Origin of the sequence: Elusimicrobium sp. An273 (genome assembly GCF_002159705.1) — a bacterium.
Classification (GTDB): Bacteria; Elusimicrobiota; Elusimicrobia; order Elusimicrobiales; family Elusimicrobiaceae; genus Avelusimicrobium; species Avelusimicrobium gallicola.
Window position 1 is genome coordinate 199,119 of record NZ_NFJD01000003.1, and the last position, 19,861, is coordinate 218,979.

A 19,861-nucleotide genomic window follows, 5' to 3' on the forward strand; every position below is an offset into this window, starting at 1 on the left:
ACCGCACGGAAAAAGCCGCAAATTGCGAAAAAAAGAACTTGCCTTGGAGCAGACAAGTTCTTGAAAGGGGTATTTAACCTATCGTCTACTCCATGTAACAGGTCGTTCCGCTGACGCACATGGCAGAAGACACCGTATTGCTTCCCACAATGGTGCGGCACAGCGACACGGCATCGGCATTGGAAGGATCCACCACTCCGCACGCCCGGCGCCCATTGTTAATGCTTAAATAGATGCTGGTTCCCGCTAATACGGCCGTTGCGGGTTCGCGTTTGTTCTGTTCGCGGGTTCCCTGAATGAAAAATGTGTAATCTTTGGCCATAAAAGAATATCCCGTGGCGGTGTTTCCGTTTTTATCCGTAAACGCTACCGACAGTTCTTCAAACGGATAGCGCTGCCCTTTGGTACCATTGTCCATATTGGCCAACTGTTCAGCAGTATTAATCGATTTAAGAATTTGGTAGGCATTGGCCGCGCGGGCTTTGACTACCGCTTTTTCGTACTGAGGCAATGCTACGCTGGACAAAATACCGATAATCAACACCACAACCAACAGCTCAATTAACGTAAAACCTTTATTTTGCATTCGTTTCTCCTTATACCAACGTATGATTTAGTATAGAAATTTTAGCATTGAACCGCAAGAGCTTCTATGCTTGCAAACAAATTTTACCTCTTCCGCAGCCCAAAATAGCACCCAAACGTATGGCAAACAACCCCTGTCGGTATCCAAACGGACGCCACTCTTTATTTCAGCTCCAAGCGCACAAAGGAACATAATTTTTCCAAACAGGCCTTTCGCACTCCGCCGCGTAACAAAACGCCGAACAAGCGCCTTTTAGCATCCAAAGCACCCATTTGGCGGGCCAAATTCAGGTATTGTTTAAATGTCATTTTATCGTGTTCGCACACGCACCAGTCGCGCCAGCCGGTTTTTAAACGGTGAAAAGCGTTTAAAATATAGGCCCACCTCAGCTTTCGGCCCCCTTGGGACATTTCTCTTTTATGGCACAAATCCAGTTCAATCCACTCCCGGGCGCGGGGACCGGTAGCAAAAGTTAAACTGTCCTGTTGGGGATGAATGCGGCATTTTACAAAGGGAAACTGCAATACGGCCGCCTCGCCGCCGTGGCACACACCCAGCATAAACGGCACATCGTTTACTTTGCCGTAGCGGGCAAAATCAGGCGCGGGGGCCGTTTTAAAAAATTCCGTCTTATAACTGCTGGAACTAAACGCAAAAGGCTCCCCGGTAAAAATATAGGCCGAAAATTCAGCCCGCTTTAATAATACCAGCTGCGTATGATAGTCCGCCGTAAAAGGGCGGGCGTCCCATTCTCCGGCCGCACTTACAGCCACCTGCAGCTTAGTAAACCGGTTATAGCACTTAAGCAATGTTTCCAAATAGGCGGGATGCACCCAATCGTCATCGTGGGCTAGTACGGTAATGGATCGCGAGGCCAATTCCTGGCAGCGGCGCACACAGCCGTATACATTTAAACTTTGCGGTTCTAAAATAAGCTCTACCCCGCGGCCCGCATATTCTTTGGCCACCTGCAGTACCTCCGGAGTAGGGGCGTTGGCCAATAGTGCCAGCCGAAAGCCGCCAACCGTTTGCCGCAGGTAACTATCCAACGCCTCCCGCAAAAAGGCGGGGCGGTCGTGGGCGAAAAGGAAAACTTCCACATCCCGGGGGGTATACATATTTACTTTCCTTGCTGGGCTTCTTGTTTTTTAAACTGCATGGAATACAGGGCGTAGTAGGCGCCATGCAGTTTTAAAAGCTCTTCGTGCGTGCCTTCTTCCGCGATTTTTCCGTCGTTAATCACCACGATTTTATCTGCATTTTGAATGGTGCTTAAGCGGTGGGCAATGACAATCACGGTGCGGTTTTTCATCAAATTGTCCAACGCTTCCTGCACCACCCGCTCCGACTTATTGTCCAAAGCGCTGGTGGCTTCGTCCAAAATAACGATGGGCGCGTTTTTGACAAACGCGCGGGCAATGGCCAAGCGCTGTTTCTGCCCGCCGGAAAGCAAAATGCCCCGTTCCCCGATCTGCGTGTCTAATTTTTGAGGAAGGCCCTTTACGAAATCGTCCAAGCACGAACTTTTAAGCGCCTGCCAAATGGTTTCTTCGGACGCTTGCCCGTTGCCAAGCAGGATATTTTCCCGCACGGTGCCGGAGAACAAAAAGTTATCTTGGAACACCATGGCGATATTCTTGCGAAGGGATTTTTGGGAAATATCCCGAATATCGGAACCGTCAATTTTAATGGCGCCTTTTTTAATATCATACAACCGGGGCAACAAGGCGGAAATCGTCGTTTTTCCCCCGCCGGAATTGCCCACCAAGGCCAGCGTATGCCCCACGGGAATTTCCAAGTTAATGTCATGCAGCACTTCCCGTCCCGGGACGTACTCAAAATACACGTGCTCAAAGGTAATGTTTTTGGATACGGTCTTTAATTCTTTTGGCTCGGCATGGTCTTTTATTTTGGGCTGCAAATCCAAAATGTTAAAAATACGGTCTATCGCCAGGAACGACTGCTGCATGGAAATATAATTGTTCCCCACCGACTTAAGCGGCGTGTAGAGCATCATTAGCGCCGCAATAAACGCCACAAAGTTGCCGCTGGTAATCGCCCCGCTGACGATTAAATAGCTGCCAAACCCGATCACCAACGCAATCCCGATAGACATAATCACATGCATCAGCGGCGACAGCCAGTTCGTTCCCTTGATCAGTTTCATCGCCAGCGAAAAGCGCATATCGGTCAAATCGCGAAAGCGGCCGCGGAATTCGTCTTCCAGCGTAAAGGAACGGATGGTTTTGTTCCCGGCGAAAGTTTCGTTGTAAATCGTCATCACGTAAGACAAATTTCCGACGGTTTTTGTCATAATTTCTTTCATTTTTTTACGTACGACAGACATCGGGTAGAGGAAAAAAATCAGCACCGCAATGGCGATAATAGCCAACTGCCAGGAGTTATAAATTAACACAAATACCAAGGAAATGGAGGAAAAACTTTTGGATAAAAACTGTTTTAAATTGTCTATAAGGCCGTTGGAGGCGGTTTCGGCATCGTTGGAGTAGCGCATGAGAATGGTGCCCGAGTTATTGCGGTCAAAATAGGACGTATCCATGGAAAGCAGCTTGTCGTACAATTTGCGCTTTACGCCAATGGTAATTTTATTGGCCACCCACGTGTTGAGGTAATTGGAAGCATAAATCAGCGTGCCCTGCACAATGGTAAACCCCACAATTAAGAAGGGAATCATCGCCGAGAAATGTGGCTGTTTATCCACCATGACCTTATCCATAAACGGCTTTAAAAACATCGCCACTACGCCGTCCAGCGCGCCTACGGGAATGGTCAGCAAGACCCCCAATACGGCCCGGCCCCAATACGGCTTTACATACGGCCACATCCGCATAAAGTTTTTAACGAGTGCATTTTGTTTAACTAACTGTTTCGTGTCTATTTTCATACCGGCAAATCAAATTTTCTTTATCTAAACCTCTACACTAAGACGCCTTTCGGCCGTCCGTGCGGCCTAGTTGGCCGCTTTTCAAACTGTAGCAATTTTAAGGCTCTCTTTGGCGCTTTTCGCTTGCACGGAAAAGGCCAAAGAGAGCGAAAACGTTTTTCCCCGCTGCTAGTCGCACTTGCGGCCAATGCAGTGATATTCAAAATCCGCCTCTTGGGCATCCTCGCACGAAAGCATATTGCGCAAGTCAAATATCACCTTTCGGTTCATCCGTTTGGCAAGCTCGTCAAAGTCCGGTGCCGAAAATTCCGGCCATTCCGTTAAAATCACCAGCACGTCCGCCCCTTTTACTGCCTCATACATTCCGGAAGCATAGCTGATTTTGTCTCCCAAAATAGCTTTGGCCGTATCCATGGCTTTGGGGTCATACGCCGTAATAGAAAGTGCTTTTTGAAGCAATTCCCGGATAATATCCATTGCCGGGCTTTGGCGGCAATCGTCAGTGCCGTTTTTAAACGCCAGGCCCCAAACGGCTACTTTGGGATTTTTCAAATCTTTCAGCGATTGGTACACCCGATCGGCCATTTCTTTCTTCCGTTTTTGGTTGCCGGCGATGGTCGTTTCAATTAACTCCATCCGCACGCCCACCTTATTGGCCATATGCGCCATGGCCATCGTATCCTTCGGGAAACAGCTTCCGCCAAATCCGATTCCGGCATTTAAAAAGCGGTTGCCGATCCGTTTATCCATCCCCATCCCTTTGGCGACTTCCGCCACATTGGCGCCGGATTTCTCGCAGAAATTGGCGATTTCGTTGATATAATGAATTTTCATCGCCAAGAAGGCATTGGACGCGTATTTGATGGTCTCGCTGGATTTGCGGGAGACAACCAAAAGCGGCGTTTTTTCTTTAAACGGCTCGTATAATTTGCTGATTAGGCTAATGGCTCTTTCGGAATGGGTGCCCAAGATAATACGGTCGGGATTAAAAAAATCCTGCAAGGCAAATCCCTCCCGCAAAAATTCCGGCAGGGATACCACGTCAAAATCGGCGGCGGGATTTTTGGAGGCGATAATTTTTTCCACCGCGTCTCCCGTGCCTACCGGAACGGTAGATTTGTTGGCAATCACGGTATATCCCGTTAAATAATCTGCCAGTTCGGTGGCGGCCGCATAAATATACTGCAAATCGGCTTCGTGGGTAATCGGATCCGGCGGCGTGCCTACGGCGATAATGACCAAATCCGCTTCCTGCACGGCCTCTTTCATAGAGGTGGTAAAGCGCAGGCGGCCCTGTTCCGTATTGGCTTTAAACAAATCGGCAAGTCCATTTTCATAAAGGGTCAGTTTACCTTTGTTTAACGCTTCAATTTTGGCTTTGTTATTATCTACACACACTACCGTATGCCCCAGTTCGGCAAACCCCACTCCGCTGGGCAACCCCACATATCCCGTACCAATAATTCCTATTTTCATATTGTTTTCCTTGGATTAATAACCTTTTATAAGTTTTTGCCAACAGCCCCGCAGGGCCGCTTATCTCCATTACAAATACTGTACAAATTCCATCGATTGGCTGAAAATTAAAAATTGGGATTTGGCTCCGTTGCGCTGTTGCGTGGCGAACACAATTCCGTTCTCCGCCAAACGCGCTTTCGTCTGCTCAATGGTTTTTTGCTCTCCGGCCCGTTCGGCATCGTCAAAGATAATAATAAAATCTTCAGCCAAGTTTTGCGGAACCAAATCCACGATGTTTGAACGCGGGAAATTCTTTCCCCCGCCTACGGGGCCGTCTACAATAATTAAATTATATTTGGTATTCCCCGTAACTTTCGCTATATCTTTGTATTTATCATTCGGTTTTCCTTCAAAGTCAAAATACTCCAATTCCAAATGATGCACATGAATATGCTCAGAATGCGGAAGTTCCGGCGTATAGAGATCAATCCAATTTTGGTTATGCTCGCACACGTCCAGCGTGGCGGCCGGATTTTTATACGCCACATACTGCGAGGTTAGGCGCGTAGTCTGCCCCAAGCCCATTTCTAAAATATATCGGGGCGAGACTTTGTCCAAGATGCGGAACAGCGTATAGATAAAGCTATAATTGGCCGCCCAGCCGTACAAAGAAAAGTTTTTGTCTTTTAACCACAGGCTATGCCGGGTGCTGTCGTGCAGCAAATCCGCAAAGTTCAGCTCGTGGTATTGCCGGAGCGATTTATCCTGCAGCGTGCGAAGTTGCTTTTGCAATTCCGCCTGCGTTTTTTGCTCCGCTTTATTGAGTGCCTCCAGCGAGAGGTAGAGATTTCCCGTTTTTTGCAGGCCTTCCTCCTGCTGTTTGCGCAGCGCCGCCGAAACGGACGACAAAAGCTCCGACTGGGCACCAGCCGCCTCCGCAATCCGCTGCGTAAGTTCTTCCTCGGTCTGTTTTAAGTGTTGGGCTTCGGCCACGTCAATGCCTTTTAAATGCTGCAAGGTGTTCTCGCCGGAAGCCAGCAGCGTTTGCATATCCGCCAATTGCTCGTCTTGCTTTTGAAATAATTCCCGCATTTGCTGGGACAATTGTTTAGACGCCTGCTGCAGGCGTTCGTTTTTGGCTACGTCCATATTGCGCAAATAACGCAAATCCACTTGCGTATCGGCCACAAATTTGGAAAGCATCTGCTTCATCTCTTGGTTATGCTTCCGCTGTTTTTTAAGTTCTACCGACGTAATAGCCGCCAAGCGGTTTACTTTTTTCTCCGTTACCAACTGCGAAAGCAGCGCATCCTGCGCATTGGACAACTGTTTATTTACGGTAGGGAACGCTTCGTAGGTTTGCTTAATCCAGAGTTTAGCCTGCTGCACTTCGTGCTGAACGACCGTTAACTGCGAAGCCAAGGCCGCATAACGCTGTTCCAAGGCGTTATTTTTGCCGGAAGCCGCCTGCACGGCCTGCAAAAGCGCTTGCTGTTGCTGCAAAAGCTGGCGCAAGGCGGCCTGTTTATTTTGTACGGTCAGTTTAAGGCCCAGAATATAAACAGTCTTTTGAACCCCTGTGTTTGTAACGCTAAACCACCGGGCGGGCCGCTTGTCCTCCGGCCGGATAAAAGCGGAACAGTCCTTAAGGATAGCTTCTACATGCGCCTTGACGTAATCATTCTTCGCAAACAATTTAAGCACCAAGTCTTTTAATTCAGCCCGGGAGTATTTATGCGGATGCTGCCAGAGCTCTATCTGTACCGTCTGTCCGTCTTTAACAGGCATTTCGTAACGGAAGGGTTTGTCGTGCCACACGGGAACCGGCCGGGGAAGGAGCTCTTTCCCATTTATTTTAATGGAAGTATAATCCACCCACGCGGCTATCCGCTCTTTTCCAAAGCGTCTGTCCTTACCACGAAAGACTAAACTAAGCTTTCCGGGATGCACCGCCTTTATGTTAAAGCGCAAGTGCGGGCGGCAAGACTCCAGCACCTGTCCTTGCCCTTGTGCATTAGAAAACCAAGCCGGCTGAGAGAGTTTTTCCGTAGTGTAAATCTCCACCGCATTTTGGGCCTGCCCCACATTTTTGATATCCAGCCGGATGCCCGACAGCTCGGCCCGTACTTGTTGTTTGGTATATTTTTCTTTCTGCTTGTTCAAAAAGAATTTTTTGCACAAATAATACGGGAAGAATACATAGGGTTTAATCCGGCTCTTTTTGGGCAATTTGTAATATTCCCCCGTTTCTAGGTTATATGCCAATGCCGGCAATTTAATCATATTGCCCAATTTTAAATCTTCTTTTTCGGGATTAAACTGGCCAATGCCGCTCATGGAGGTAAACGTCATCTCGCCAAAGTAGATATGATTTCCGATTAAATAGAAATCCACCCGCACCAGCGAGAATTCTTTAGACAAAATTTCCGCAAAACGAATCATATCCGCCAATTTTTGCGGTTTTTCAACCGGGGTTTCCAAGCGCGGCCACTTAACGGTGATATTGAGTTCATTCCAATTGCGGTCATAAATTTTTCTTTTATGATTGGGCGTTCCGCTGTAAACGTCCAGCCAAATTTGTTTCACGTCCCCGTAACTGCAGAAAAAGCGATAATCATACAAGGCCGTGGCCACTTCTTCCATATATTTTTCAATAATAATTTTAGGAACAATGTTTCTATAATGCAGTTCAAACCCCCACCGAGTGGAATAATCCGTCGCCATCCAAGTATCAATCTTTTGTTTGGCTTCTGCCAAGTTCAGTTTGCTCTTGTCTTTGACAATAATGTTCCAGCCGGAACCGTGGTTGCATTTCATGACGAACTGGTTGGGCAACTTGTCAAAATCAATATCGTCAAATTTATCATAGACCCCGATTAGCGGAATCAGATATTGTTCGCCGATTTTTTCTTTGATCCACTCCCGCACGAGGTATTTGTCCGCCAAGCGCGTTTTAAGTGGGGTAGAATCATACAGTTTCAGCCACTGGGTTTTTTCGTTAAACGTACGGGGATTATCCAAGTTCAGATATTTTCCGGTTACTTTTTGGTACCAATCGGACAATTTTTTCCGAATATCCGATGTTAATTGTCCGTTGATTAATTTATTAATATATTCCCAATCCGGTTTGGAGAAAAATTTTTGATTCAGTTCCCCGTCTTCTTTGGCTTGTTTAAAATCCTGTCTGAAGCGGGAAAGAAACATTTGTTTAAATTCCGGCGCAATGCGATTCATCGTCCACAAGTAATTTCCGAACATTCTGTTCCAAAAAATACCCATGAATTTCTTTTCAAGTGAAGGATCCCGTTTTAAAAACTTATGAATGAACATTGCTTCATCACACATACAAAACACTTTGCCTTTGCTTTTTACGGAAGAGTTGGGATTATCCCTTCGGATCATATAAAAACTGCCTTTGATAAAACAGATTCTGCGGGCTAGGGAAAAGGTTTGAAACCAAAAGCCGTTGTCCTGAAAAGACGCCCCCGGCGTTTCATTCAAGCGAATATGATTTTCGTTGATAAAAGACCGTTTATACAACCCGTTGCAATTGATATTGCTGATTTTAAACAAGTCTGTATTTTCCGAGGCATTTGTGATGTGATTATATACGGCCGCATTATTAGACAACACCCGCGGCGTAAATGTTCGGTGTTCTTTTTCGCCGGTGAAAATGGCATAATCGGATTTGATAATATCCAAATCCATCTCTTTGGCCTTAGTATACAGGGTTTCGTACATTTCCGGCTCAATGAAGTCATCCGGCTCCACAATTCCGATATATTCCCCCGTTGCCGCATTTAGGCCGCAGTTAATCGTCTGCCCATAGCCGGCATTGGGTTTATCGATATATCTAATCCGAACATCTTTTGCCGCATATTGTTTGATAATATCCAGTGAATTATCTGTAGATCCGTCATTAATACAAATAATCTCTATATTCTTTAAAGTTTGATTGATAACGCTGTCCAAGCACTCTTTTAAGTATTGGGAAACGTTGTAGATGGGCATAAGAATGGACACCGCCGGCTGAGAAGTCAGATGGCTAAACAGCTCACATTTGCGTTTGTGTTCCGTAAAATAGAGAAGTCCAATCGTTTGTTTGCAGAGGCCCACCCGGGCAAACCCTTCGGTAATAAATAAGTTTCTCAACAAATCTTTGCTGGCATTATTTACTTTATTAAAATTATACAGATAACAACTCACGCTGGCATTTAAAAAACTCTGGAAGAAGGCTTTCAGTTTTTTTCGTTGTTCCAAACGTTTTTGAAGTTCTTGTATGGCTTCATAGAAGCAAAAAACATTCCCGTCCTTTTTATCCGTAAGTGATTTGCACGTATTCGTTCTATAATAATACAGCGCTTCCGGTACCAACGCAATCAATTTTGCACAGCACAAGGCAGTGCAAGTAAAAGCCAAATCATTGGTAGAAATAATGGATTGAAACTGAATGTGGTGATGATTCAAAAATTGTTTGCTGTAAATTTTATTCCAAGGCGCCGGATTGGTTAGCTGCAAGACGGGTGTTTGCGGGGCAATCAGCAGGGCTCCGTTGGAGTTTACTTGAAATTTGTCCAAAAAGCTGTGGCTGATTCCGCTTTTGCTTACAATTTGTTGCGTTTTGGTATTTAGGATATTAAACTCACATATGCATATGTCCGTCGCGGTGCGAAGCGCTTTGTCATACAACTTTTGATACATATCCGGCGCGAGGTAATCGTCGCTGTCTACAAACCCGACATAAGGGGCTTTTGCCACGGCCAACCCTTCATTGCGGGCTTTGCCCGCGTTGCAATTGGGCTGGGCCAGCACGGTGATACGAGAATCTTTGGCCGCATATTCCTTTAAAATTTCCAAGGAATGGTCGGTGGAGCCGTCATCTACGCAGATAATTTCTATTTCTTTCAGTGTCTGGTTTACCACGCTGTCCAAGCATTCCCGCAAATACGTCTCCACATTATAAACCGGAATAATCACGCTTACTTTAGGCGTGTAACCGATATGATTTTGCACCACTACCCGCGCCGCCGGGCCCGTCGTTTGGGCCGGCTGGGATGAAAAAGCAGGTTTGGCTTTTTTGGTTCTGTTTACAACGGTTTTATTGCTTTTTATTCCGGATTTATTTTTCTTTTTCATAAAACTTATCTCTTATTTTTGATTAATTTGAAGGTTTCCAGGGCATTGGCGATGGTGCGGTTCATATCATAGTAGCGGTAAGCGCCCAACCGCCCAATAAAATACGTATTGGGCATTGTTTTTGCATCAGCGGCGTAGCGGTCATAAACGGCCTGATTGGCCTCATTTAAAATGGGGTAGATTCTGTCATTTTTTCCTTCTTCAAAATTTTCCGGATATTCAAAAGACAAGGTGGTTTTGGGAGATTTTTCATTTAGAAAATACTTATATTCCGCAATCCGAGTAAAATCATAATTCTCCGGATAATTGACCACCGGTGCATTTTGGAATTTTTCCGTATCAAACGTTTCTATTTTAATATCCAAGCTTCTATACGGAAGTTTGCCGTACTTATAGTTAAAAAATTCTTCAATGGCCCCGGTGTATATCAACCGTTCGTAAGACACCTCTTTTTGTATATCTGCAAAATCCGTTTCCAGCCGCACCTCTATATTGGGGTGATGAAGCATATTTTCAAACATTTTGGTATATCCCTGGCGGGGAATGGCTTGGTATTTCTCTTGGAAATAGCGGTCGTCGCGGCTGATGTAGACCGGAACCGAACCCGTAACGGAGGGATCCAGCTGTTCCGGCGTGTAATCCCATTGTTTTAAGGTGTAGCCCAAAAAGACTTTGGTATAGATGTATTCCGCCAAAAAATGAAGGTCTTTATCTTGGGTGCCGCGCAATTGCAAAATCGGAATTTTTTTATTAAATCCAAATGCGGCAATGAGTTTTGCTTCCAAACCGGCCGCCATTTGGGGCGGGAACACCTTGTACAACGAGTTTAAGTTAAAGGGAATCGGCACTTCTATCCCGTCAATAAGCCCCAGCACCTTGTGCATAAAGGGGTACCACTGGGTATACTGGGAAAGGAAGTCCCATATTTCTTTGGAATTCGTTCTAAAAATATGCGGCCCGTATTGGTGTACCGTAATGCCATACTCATTTTTATAGTCATAGCAAGTGCCGGCGATATGTTTCTTCCGATCTATCACCAACACCGTTTCCCCCAGCTCATTGGCCAGTTTATTGGCCATCACCGCTCCGGAGAGGCCACATCCCACTACTAAATTCTTATATTTTTTCATAGGCTTCGCTCTTGTTTTTCAAAAAATGTTACCGTTTCTTTGATCCCTTGTGCAAAGGAATAGGTGTTTTTAAAACCCAGCAGTTCTTTTGCTTTTTGGTTGGATAGAACGCTGCGGTAAATATCCCCTTCCCGGCGGGCAATATGCTGAATTTTCCCTTGATACGCAGGCACCGAGGAAGTAAGCATTTGGGCCAACTCGTTTACAGACACTTCCGTCTGAGAAGAGAGGTTAATTGTTTCCCCCGCCACGTCCGACAGCACCGCCTGGCAATTGGCCCGGGCCACGTCTTTTACATACACGAAATCCCGCGTTTGGTTGCCGTCCCCATGCACAAAAATAGGCTCTTGGCGGGTAACCGCATCCGTAAAAATTGCCACCACGCCGGCTTCCCCTTGGCTGTCCTGCCGGGGGCCGTACACATTGGCATAGCGGAAAATCACGTACGGAATGCCCGACCATTTTACATATTCTTCCATCGTGTGCTTGGAAATGGCATAAGGCGACAGATACGCCGTGGGATGTTTTTCGTCTATCGGGAAGTACTGCGGCCGTGCGTATAAAGCCGCCGAGGAAGAAACCACCAATTTCTGCACTTGATTTTTTTTCGCTTCTTCAATTACCCGGATAGAGGCGATGATGTTGTTTTGGGCATCTTCCAGCGGGTTTTTGGTGGAGAAAGAAACCGAAGGCTGCGCCGCCAAGTGGATAATGCCGTCTATTTTGTGGGCTTTAAAAACGGAGGCAAACCCGTCGGAATTAATATCCATTTGATAATAAAGCGCTTTTGCGTTGGGAAACGACGGTTTTTTCTTGTCCACCACCACCGTTTCCACACCTCTTTCAATCAATCCGTCCACCGTATGGGAGCCGATAAATCCGCTCCCGCCTGTTACCAATACTTTCATTTATTTTCTCCCGTGGCGCCTTTTCCCGCCCACAATTTGGCCCAAAAGTATGCCCCTGCGTATTTGCCGTCCCACCCGAACGAAGGAATCGTTTGCAGTGCGCTTCTAAATAAAACGATCCGCCGGCTAAAAGAAACTTGTCTTAGATAGGCCTGCATGTTGGTTTTTAGCCGGGCCATGACCAAACGGCGCTGGGGCTCGGCCAGCGGCAGGGCCAGCATGGCCGCATAAATACGGGGCAGTTCCTCGCAGTCCTGCCGGGTAATCGGTTTGCGGCAGGCGGAAGCGCTTTGTATGCGGTAATTATAATACGCGCCCGCCACCCAGCTGATCCGCCGCGCCAATAAAACGGCCGGAATGGAAAAAGCAATTTCCTGCTCCCGCCGGCTGACGGCGTTTTGCAGCGGATATTGCTGCACAAATGCACGCAAAAACAATTTAGACCATACCTGCGCCGCCGTAAACACCAACTGTTTTTTAAATTTGTCTGCCTCGGCAAAAACCGGGGTAGACACTTCTTGTACCTGAATGCCGTTTATTTCCCGCCGGTCTAGCGCACAGCAGACGTCCGCCCGGTCTTCTTTTGCTTTTTGATACAGTTTTTCAAAATAATCGGCGTCTACAAAATCATCTCCGTCCATAAACCCCACGTATTCCCCGCGGGCCCGCGCCAAGGCCGCGTTGCGGGCGCGGCCGGTGCCTTGGTTGGGCTGGTTGAGGAGTACAAACCGGCTGTCCCGCGCGGCAAACTCCTGCATCAGGCTCCAACTTTCATCGGTGGAACCGTCATTTACGCACAGGATTTCTATCTCCCGCAAGGTCTGGTTTTGCAAACTTTCCAGACATTGGGTAAGATACGCCTGTTGGTTATACACCGGTACAATTACCGAAACTTTTACGGACGGCATGCTATTTTCCTTGCTGGCGCAACATTTTTACTTCCGCTTGCAGCTGTTCTACTTCGTTCTGCAGTTCAATGGGGTATCGCCACAGCTCCTTAATCTTTTCTCTTATGCTGATTTTCCGTTTGTTCCGTCCCGCCTTTTTATTGCCTTTAATTTCGGCATAGCGGTCTTCAAACTGGCCGTAACGTTCCCAATGCAACAAGGGGTTCATATGGGCCTGCGCCACGTCCGGATACATTTCCAAGTATTGTTTGCCGTCAAAATAAGGGGTGCAGGGGCGGCCTTCCTGCCAACCGACCGTCAAATAATGCTGCACCGGGTCTGCCCCGGCGGCTTTTACGTCCGGGTTATGCGCCAAATACCAATCGGCGTCAAACAGGGGCGAACGGGCGATTGTTTTATAATCTTTGCTGTATTTAAACCCGTATTTTTGGGCCTTTTTTTCGTATGTTTCTTGGGAAATAAGGCGCAGCCCGCGCAGCAATTTATAAGCGTAATACTTAAGCATTTAAGAACCTCTCGGATGATGATTTAAATTTTTGTAATAAACCGGAATTTTACATATTTTTATAAGCTGGTGGTTGGAGCGGGTAATGTCGTTGCTGTAAAAAAAACGCGATACCCGATACAGCTTGGCCTGCATTTCAAACCAGCGGCGTTTATCAAACCCTTTCACCGCATACCCCTGCGCCTCCACCACACAGCCGAAAACGCGCTCAAAAACGTGGGCCAAGGTGCCGTCCTGCACGGAAGCGTCCGTAGGCGGAAAATCGGCCGCCGTAAAGGATTGTTTGATTTTCTCCAACAGCCGGGCCCGCACCAAAAACATCGTCCCAGCGGCAAACGTAATTTTGTCCGGCACGCAAAGCCCCATTTGTTTTAACACCCGCTCTATTTCCGGGCGCAAATAGTCCGAGCATTCCGGCTCTTGGGTAATCAGATAACGCGAAGAAATCATCCCCAGCCGGGGATCCGCGGCAAACGCTTCTAGGTTGCGCCGCCAAATATCGGCCGACCCCAACAGCGCGTTCATCAACAAATCCACCCACCGCTTTTTGGTAATGCACCTTCCGTTAATCCACGTTTTCTGAAGGCCGGATTTATTTTTGGTATGTATTTTTAAAATTAAATCATACCGGGATAAATCCACCTTCTGTAAAAAATCCACAAACGGCCCCACGTCGTAGCCCCGGTTGGGCGTCTGCCAAACGGTGCTTTGCGGGTGAAACGCTTTAATGGCCTGCGCCAGCGGGGCGTTTTCTTGGCTTAAGGTTACATACAAATGATATTCCCCCGCATCCAAGTGCTCCAAATACTTGCGTATTTCGGGCCACCGCTGCATATAATATAAGTGCAAATGCACGGCTGTCGGTTTCATTTCTGTAAATACCATTCTACGGTTTTGCGCAGTCCCGTTGCAAAATTTTCTTCGGGCTTCCAGCCCAGCTGCGTCTCTATTTTAGAGGCGTCAATGGCATAGCGGCGGTCGTGCCCGGCGCGGTCTTTCACAAACGTAATTTGCGCTTGATAGGATTTCCCGCCGGCAGACGGCTTTAACTGATCAAGCAGTCCGCACACGGCCGCCGCAATTTGCAAATTGTTGCGTTCGTTATGCCCACCTATGTTATAAGTTTCCCCGGCGCGGCCTTTTTGCCACACCCGCACAATCGCCTTGCAGTGATCCAGCACATACAGCCAATCCCGCACGTTTTTTCCGTCGCCGTAAATTGGGATAGGCTGCCCGCCCAGCGCACGGCGGATGATGGTGGGGATTAATTTTTCGGCGTGTTGTTTGGGGCCGTAGTTATTGGAACAGTTGCTGGTCGTTACGTTAAGCCCATACGTATGATAGTAAGCGCGCACCAAAAAATCGCTGGAGGCTTTGGACGCGGAATAAGGCGAATTGGGTGCGTAAGGCGTCTGCTCCGTAAAATACCCCGTTTCCCCCAGCGATCCGTACACCTCATCGGTGGAAATATGGTGGAAGCGGCACCCTTCATAGCCGGGTTTTACCTGCCCGGGCGCCTGCATCCAATGGAGGCGGGCCGCCTCCAGCAGGGTAAAAGTGCCTTCTATATTCGTTTTGACAAACGGCAAAGGGCCGGAAATGGAATTATCCACATGCGATTCCGCCGCCAAATGAAATACGCCGCGGATGTCGTATTGTTCAAACAATTTATTTACGAGCTCCGCCTCGCAAATATCCCCCTGCACAAACGTATAGCGCGCCCGGTTTTGGCATTCTTTTAGGTTTTCCAGACTGCCGGCATACGTCAGCTTATCCAAATTGACCACCCGATACGGCGGAAAATGTTCCAAAAAATACGGAATAAAGTTGGAGCCGATAAAGCCCGCTCCGCCCGTTACCAAGACAGTTTTTTCAGACATGCGTCCACTCCTTTCGTCCAATGGTCAATGGCAATCCCCGTTTCTTTTTTAATTCGGCTTTTGTCCAACACCGAAAAAGCCGGCCGCCGCGCCCGGGTGGGATATTCGCGCGTGGCAATGGGCAGCACCTGTGCGTTTAATCCGGCCTGGCGGACGGCATAATACGCCAGATCATACCACGAAGCCACCCCTTCATCCGTAAAATGATACAGTTTCTTTTCCCCTTTTTGTAAGCATTCCAGCACCCGCACGACGGCCGCCGCCAAATGCGGGGCATAGGTGGGCGAGCCTATTTGGTCGGACACGACCCGGATTTCCGCCCGGGTGCGCCCCAGCTCCAATATGGTTTTTACAAAATTTTTGCCATACGGGCTGTACAGCCACGCCGTGCGGATCACCGCCGCCGTGTGCGCCAAGCCGAGCACGGCTTCTTCCCCCTGCCGTTTGGTCTTTCCGTATACGCCCAACGGGCACGCTTTGTCCGTTTCTGTTAGCGGCGTATGGGCGGTGCCGTCAAATACATAATCCGTGGAAATATGCACCAGCGGAATTTGCAGCCGGGCGCAGAGGCGGGCCAAGTGTGCAGGCCCCAACGCATTTACTTGATAGGCCCGTTCGGGCTCTTCTTCGGCTTTATCCACATCCGTATACGCGGCACAATTTACAACGCCTTGCAGCAAATGGCTTTTTGTAAAGGCTTCCAACGCGGCCGGATCGGTAATGTCCAACTGGGCCGCATCGGTGTAGAGGGCTTTTTGTTCCCCCATGACCTCTTGCAAACACCGCCCCAGCTGGCCGTTGGCTCCGGTAATTAAAAGCATGGGTGCTCCTTATAGCAGGCAAACGAGGGGTTTTGGGCATCTTTTTCAGACAAAACCGCCTCTTCGGGGCGCAGTTTCCAATCAATGTTCAGTTCCGCATCGGCAAAGTAAATGGCGCCTTCGGCCTCGGGATGGTAAAGCTGATCGCACTTATAGGCAAACCGCGCAGACGGGCTGAGTACGGAAAACCCGTGGGCAAACCCGCGCGGAATAAAAAGCTGTTTTTTGTTTGCGGCAGAGAGTTCCACCCCAAACCAACGCCCGAAAGTAGGGCTGGTGCGGCGCAAATCCACGGCAACGTCCCACACCACGCCGTCTAATACGCGCACCAGTTTTGCCTGGGCATAAGGCGGTTTTTGAAAATGAAGCCCGCGCAGCGTGCCGTGCTTGGAAAAACTTTCATTATCCTGCACAAACACCGCTCCGCCGCAGGCTTCGCGCCATTTTTCCGCTTGGTACGATTCAAAAAAATAGCCCCGTTCGTCCTCAAACACCTGCGGAACGATAACGGCCAACCCTGCGATGTCGGGTTTAAAAAAATCCATTTTTCATATCCTCCGGGATATGGGCCAGGTACTGGCCGTATTCGGTATTTTTCATCAGCTCTGCGCGGCGGGCCAGCTGTTTGGCGTCAATCCACCCGTTTTTAAAAGCAATGCCTTCCAAGCAGGCAATTTTGAGCCCCTGCCGGCTTTCCAGCGCTTCCACAAACATAGACGCTTTAATTAAGTCCGTCGGGATGCCTGTGTCCAGCCACGCCATGCCGCGCCCCATCAGTTCCACCTGCAGTTCCCCCGCTTGCAAATACCACTCGTTAATATCCGTAATCTCCAACTCGCCGCGGGCGGAAGGTTTTAGCTGTTTGGCAATGTTCACAACGCGGTTGTCGTAAAAATAAAGGCCGGTTACCGCCCAGTTGGATTTGGGATGCCGCGGCTTTTCTTCAATAGAAACGGCCTGCAACTGTGCGTTTACTTCCACCACGCCATAGGCTTGGGGATTTTTTACGTGATAGGCAAATACCGTGGCTCCGCGGGGGCGGGCGGCGGCTTTTTGCACCAGTTGTTTTAAGTCCCGTCCGTAAAAAATGTTATCCCCCAACGTCAAACAGACGCTCTCGTTTCCGATAAAATCTTCCCCCAGCAAAAATGCCTGCGCCAAACCTTCCGGGCGGGGCTGCTCGGCATAGGAAATATGGATTCCAAACGCATCGCCCGTGCCAAACAGGTGCCGGTAGAGCGGCAAATCCTTGGGGGTGGAAATAAGTAAAATGTCGCGTATTCCGGCCAGCATCAGCACGGAAAGCGGATAAAAAATCATCGGTTTGTCGTAAATCGGAAGGAGCTGCTTGGAAACAGCAAAAGTAGCAGGATATAAACGGCTGCCCGTTCCGCCGGCTAAAACAATTCCTTTCATATACCTTTCTCCTGGGCTTGACGGTTACCTCACTATACAGGCCAAATACGACAGGTGGCTATCTTTTAAATGACGGGCAATTTGGCACATAAATTGATATTTATACTTTTTTACCGGCCCGCAATACCGGGCAAATTTTTCGATTTGATTGAAAGCTTCCCGGCAAATTTTTGAAACGGCATATTCGGGTGCAAAAGAGTATTTGCGTATGCGGCGCACAGCGTGCAGCGTAAGCCCGATAATTTTTTCATAAAAGGCTTTTTCCACCAAATGCCGCTGTACCAAATCCCCGCACAAAAACACCATGGCTTCCAGCGTGCCGTAGGCGCACAAACTGCGGTTGCTGGAAACCGAATTGGCATTTCCCACCCGGTAAACATACAAGTGCTCCGGCAAAAAAACGATTTTTTTACTGTACTGATAAAGCAAAATTTCAAACGAAATGTCCTCCGGCAGTACATGGGGAATAAACCCAATTTTGTGTTCCTTCAAAAGCGAGGTTTTAATTAATTTCAGCCATACTTGGGAATCATCCAGCGCCGCCTGCAAACGTTCCAAAGAAGTACTCGGCGGAAGCAAATGGGAAAATTCCTTGTATTTCTTTTCGCACGGCACCAAAGTGTTTTTGCGGATATCTTGCAATTGGTACAAACAGCGCACCACATCGGCCCCGGTATTTTGAGCCGCTTGGTACAAGTGGGCCAAATACTCCGGATGTACCGAATCGTCCGCGTCTATAAAAGCAATGTATTCTCCCGCCGCTTCCTGCAACAATAAATTGCGCACCACCGCCACACTTTGGTGGGCAGGCAATTTAAGAAGCTTCATCCGGGGGTGCTTTCGGGCGTATTGCTCCAATATGTCGGCACTTTTATCGGCAGACGCGTCATCAATGCAAACCACTTCAAAATTGGGATAAGTTTGTGCAAAAATGCTGTCCAAGCACATCACCAAAAAAGGTTCTGCGTTATACACCGGCACCAACACGCTAATAAGCGGGAACTTGAAATCTGTCATATTTTGTACGCTGCGTTTTTTAGTTAATTTGCCGTTTACTAATTAAATTTAATTATTCCCAAATAAAATGAAAGGAGAACTGCATAGCCGGTCTACGCAGTCTCCCCAGCTCTCTTTATTATGGCAAATTAACCGTTGTTAAGCAACCCAGATATGGGCTATCGTCCTATTCCCATTTTAAATGAAAAGTCTCGCTCCATAATTTTGCTTCCAACAGTGTATTTTGTCTTACGTGCGGCGGAATAAAAGGCGCTTCGTTTGGATACATTTTATGGAAAGCATCCAGCGCGTCAAAGTAATCGATAATAATGGCCCGGATACCGCCTTGCTGATAAAGTGCCAGTTGGCGGTCTATATTATGAAACAAAACGCTGAATTCCGGCCGGCCGTGAAAGGGATGCAAAGAACCCGGCGCATTGCGCTGCAGTTCGTCTAACCGGATCGTCCACGGTTGGCCTTTTTCCATGGCTTCACGTTTCATGGTGGCGTAAATTTCTTTGAGGGTGCTTTTGTTTACAATGTGGTGTACGCCGTTGTATCCCCCCACATAAAAGATGCTTTTCCAAAGCGGTATATACTTGGGATGCACGGCACCGCGTTCCCGGGATAAGGAGGTAAGCACACGCAAATAATGATAGCTGCCCCATAACGTGGAAGGGCTGCGAAGAATAGGCGCCGGGAAAGAGAGCTCAATATGAATTTCCGGAACGGTTACGGTGCCTAATTTGTTTGCAAATGTTCTATTTTGAGTATAGGTGCGCAGGGAGGTTGGTTTGCGCAGGCTGGAGATATACTGCGCCAAAGAAGCACTGGCCAGCGGCGCTTGCACATGGCCGGTAATTTTTCCGGTGGAGACAGGTTTAAATTTAGCCCGTTTGGCAACTCGTACCAACTGATAGGCGCTCTGTCCAAAAACAACGCTTTGACTTTCCAGCAACAAAACAACAAGTAAGACAAGGATTTTCTTCATAAGCGGCTCTCACTGTTTCGGTCAATCCTTGCTGAATCCCGTACGCCACGAGTGCAACTTGTTTCAGCGTAAATGTTCCCCGATCCGGCCGGGGGGCGTTTTTCATATTCTACTTTATTATTACGATTTGTCCAGCCTTTTATATAAATAAAGGCTGTTTTATCCGAACGGACTTTTCTTTGTTTTCAAGCGGCCAACGGAAAATTTAATAAACGCTTGAA

General features: G+C 47.9%; 16 protein-coding genes. All 16 read right to left on the reverse strand.

The window, feature by feature from the left end; genetic code table 11:
* Positions 1-85: 85 nt before the first annotated feature.
* Positions 86-586 carry a type IV pilin protein gene (locus B5F75_RS05210; protein ID WP_087288665.1) on the reverse strand — a complete coding sequence of 167 codons (501 nt, stop codon included), beginning with the start codon at positions 584-586 and terminating at the stop codon, positions 86-88.
* Between the two features lie 161 nt (positions 587-747).
* Complete coding sequence (locus B5F75_RS05215) at positions 748-1,704, reverse strand: glycosyltransferase family 2 protein (protein WP_087288667.1); 957 nt, start codon at positions 1,702-1,704, stop codon at positions 748-750.
* Positions 1,705-1,706: 2 nt separating this feature from the next.
* A complete protein-coding gene (locus B5F75_RS05220) occupies positions 1,707-3,491 on the reverse strand; it encodes an ABC transporter ATP-binding protein (RefSeq protein ID WP_204201209.1) in 1,785 nt (594 codons plus the stop codon).
* Positions 3,492-3,659: 168 nt separating this feature from the next.
* Positions 3,660-4,967, reverse strand: a complete 1,308-nt coding sequence (locus B5F75_RS05225) for a UDP-glucose dehydrogenase family protein (RefSeq protein WP_087288669.1) — start codon at positions 4,965-4,967, stop codon at positions 3,660-3,662.
* Positions 4,968-5,036: 69 nt separating this feature from the next.
* Positions 5,037-10,085: a glycosyltransferase gene (locus B5F75_RS05230; protein ID WP_087288671.1), complete on the reverse strand. Its 5,049-nt coding sequence runs from the start codon at positions 10,083-10,085 to the stop codon at positions 5,037-5,039.
* Between the two features lie 5 nt (positions 10,086-10,090).
* A complete protein-coding gene (gene glf / locus B5F75_RS05235; RefSeq protein ID WP_087288673.1) occupies positions 10,091-11,215 on the reverse strand; it encodes a UDP-galactopyranose mutase in 1,125 nt (374 codons plus the stop codon).
* A complete protein-coding gene (locus B5F75_RS05240; protein WP_087288675.1) occupies positions 11,212-12,123 on the reverse strand; it encodes an NAD-dependent epimerase/dehydratase family protein in 912 nt (303 codons plus the stop codon). The genes glf and B5F75_RS05240 overlap by 4 nt, the downstream gene beginning before the upstream one ends.
* Positions 12,120-13,031 (reverse strand): glycosyltransferase family 2 protein, encoded by a 912-nt coding sequence (locus B5F75_RS05245; RefSeq protein ID WP_087288677.1) that lies wholly within the window; start codon positions 13,029-13,031, stop codon positions 12,120-12,122. The genes B5F75_RS05240 and B5F75_RS05245 overlap by 4 nt, the downstream gene beginning before the upstream one ends.
* Position 13,032: 1 nt before the next feature.
* Positions 13,033-13,536: a hypothetical protein gene (locus B5F75_RS05250; protein WP_087288679.1), complete on the reverse strand. Its 504-nt coding sequence runs from the start codon at positions 13,534-13,536 to the stop codon at positions 13,033-13,035.
* A complete protein-coding gene (locus tag B5F75_RS05255) occupies positions 13,537-14,406 on the reverse strand; it encodes a rhamnan synthesis F family protein (RefSeq protein ID WP_158093784.1) in 870 nt (289 codons plus the stop codon).
* The gene (rfbB, locus tag B5F75_RS05260) at positions 14,403-15,416 is read right to left on the reverse strand and encodes a dTDP-glucose 4,6-dehydratase (RefSeq protein WP_087288683.1); all 1,014 of its coding nucleotides are present in this window, start codon (positions 15,414-15,416) and stop codon (positions 14,403-14,405) included. Before rfbB ends, B5F75_RS05255 begins: the two co-directional genes overlap by 4 nt.
* Positions 15,392-16,237 (reverse strand): dTDP-4-dehydrorhamnose reductase, encoded by an 846-nt coding sequence (gene rfbD, locus B5F75_RS05265; protein ID WP_087288685.1) that lies wholly within the window; start codon positions 16,235-16,237, stop codon positions 15,392-15,394. Before rfbD ends, rfbB begins: the two co-directional genes overlap by 25 nt.
* Entirely contained in the window at positions 16,228-16,782 is a 555-nt protein-coding gene (rfbC, locus tag B5F75_RS05270) for a dTDP-4-dehydrorhamnose 3,5-epimerase (protein WP_087288687.1), read from the reverse strand. Before rfbC ends, rfbD begins: the two co-directional genes overlap by 10 nt.
* On the reverse strand, positions 16,769-17,653 hold the full coding sequence (gene rfbA / locus B5F75_RS05275; protein WP_087288689.1) for a glucose-1-phosphate thymidylyltransferase RfbA: 885 nt from the start codon (positions 17,651-17,653) through the stop codon (positions 16,769-16,771). Before rfbA ends, rfbC begins: the two co-directional genes overlap by 14 nt.
* A gap of 24 nt (positions 17,654-17,677) precedes the next feature.
* On the reverse strand, positions 17,678-18,670 hold the full coding sequence (locus tag B5F75_RS05280; protein ID WP_087288692.1) for a glycosyltransferase family 2 protein: 993 nt from the start codon (positions 18,668-18,670) through the stop codon (positions 17,678-17,680).
* A gap of 166 nt (positions 18,671-18,836) precedes the next feature.
* Positions 18,837-19,640 carry a hypothetical protein gene (locus B5F75_RS05285; protein ID WP_087288694.1) on the reverse strand — a complete coding sequence of 268 codons (804 nt, stop codon included), beginning with the start codon at positions 19,638-19,640 and terminating at the stop codon, positions 18,837-18,839.
* Positions 19,641-19,861: the final 221 nt, after the last annotated feature.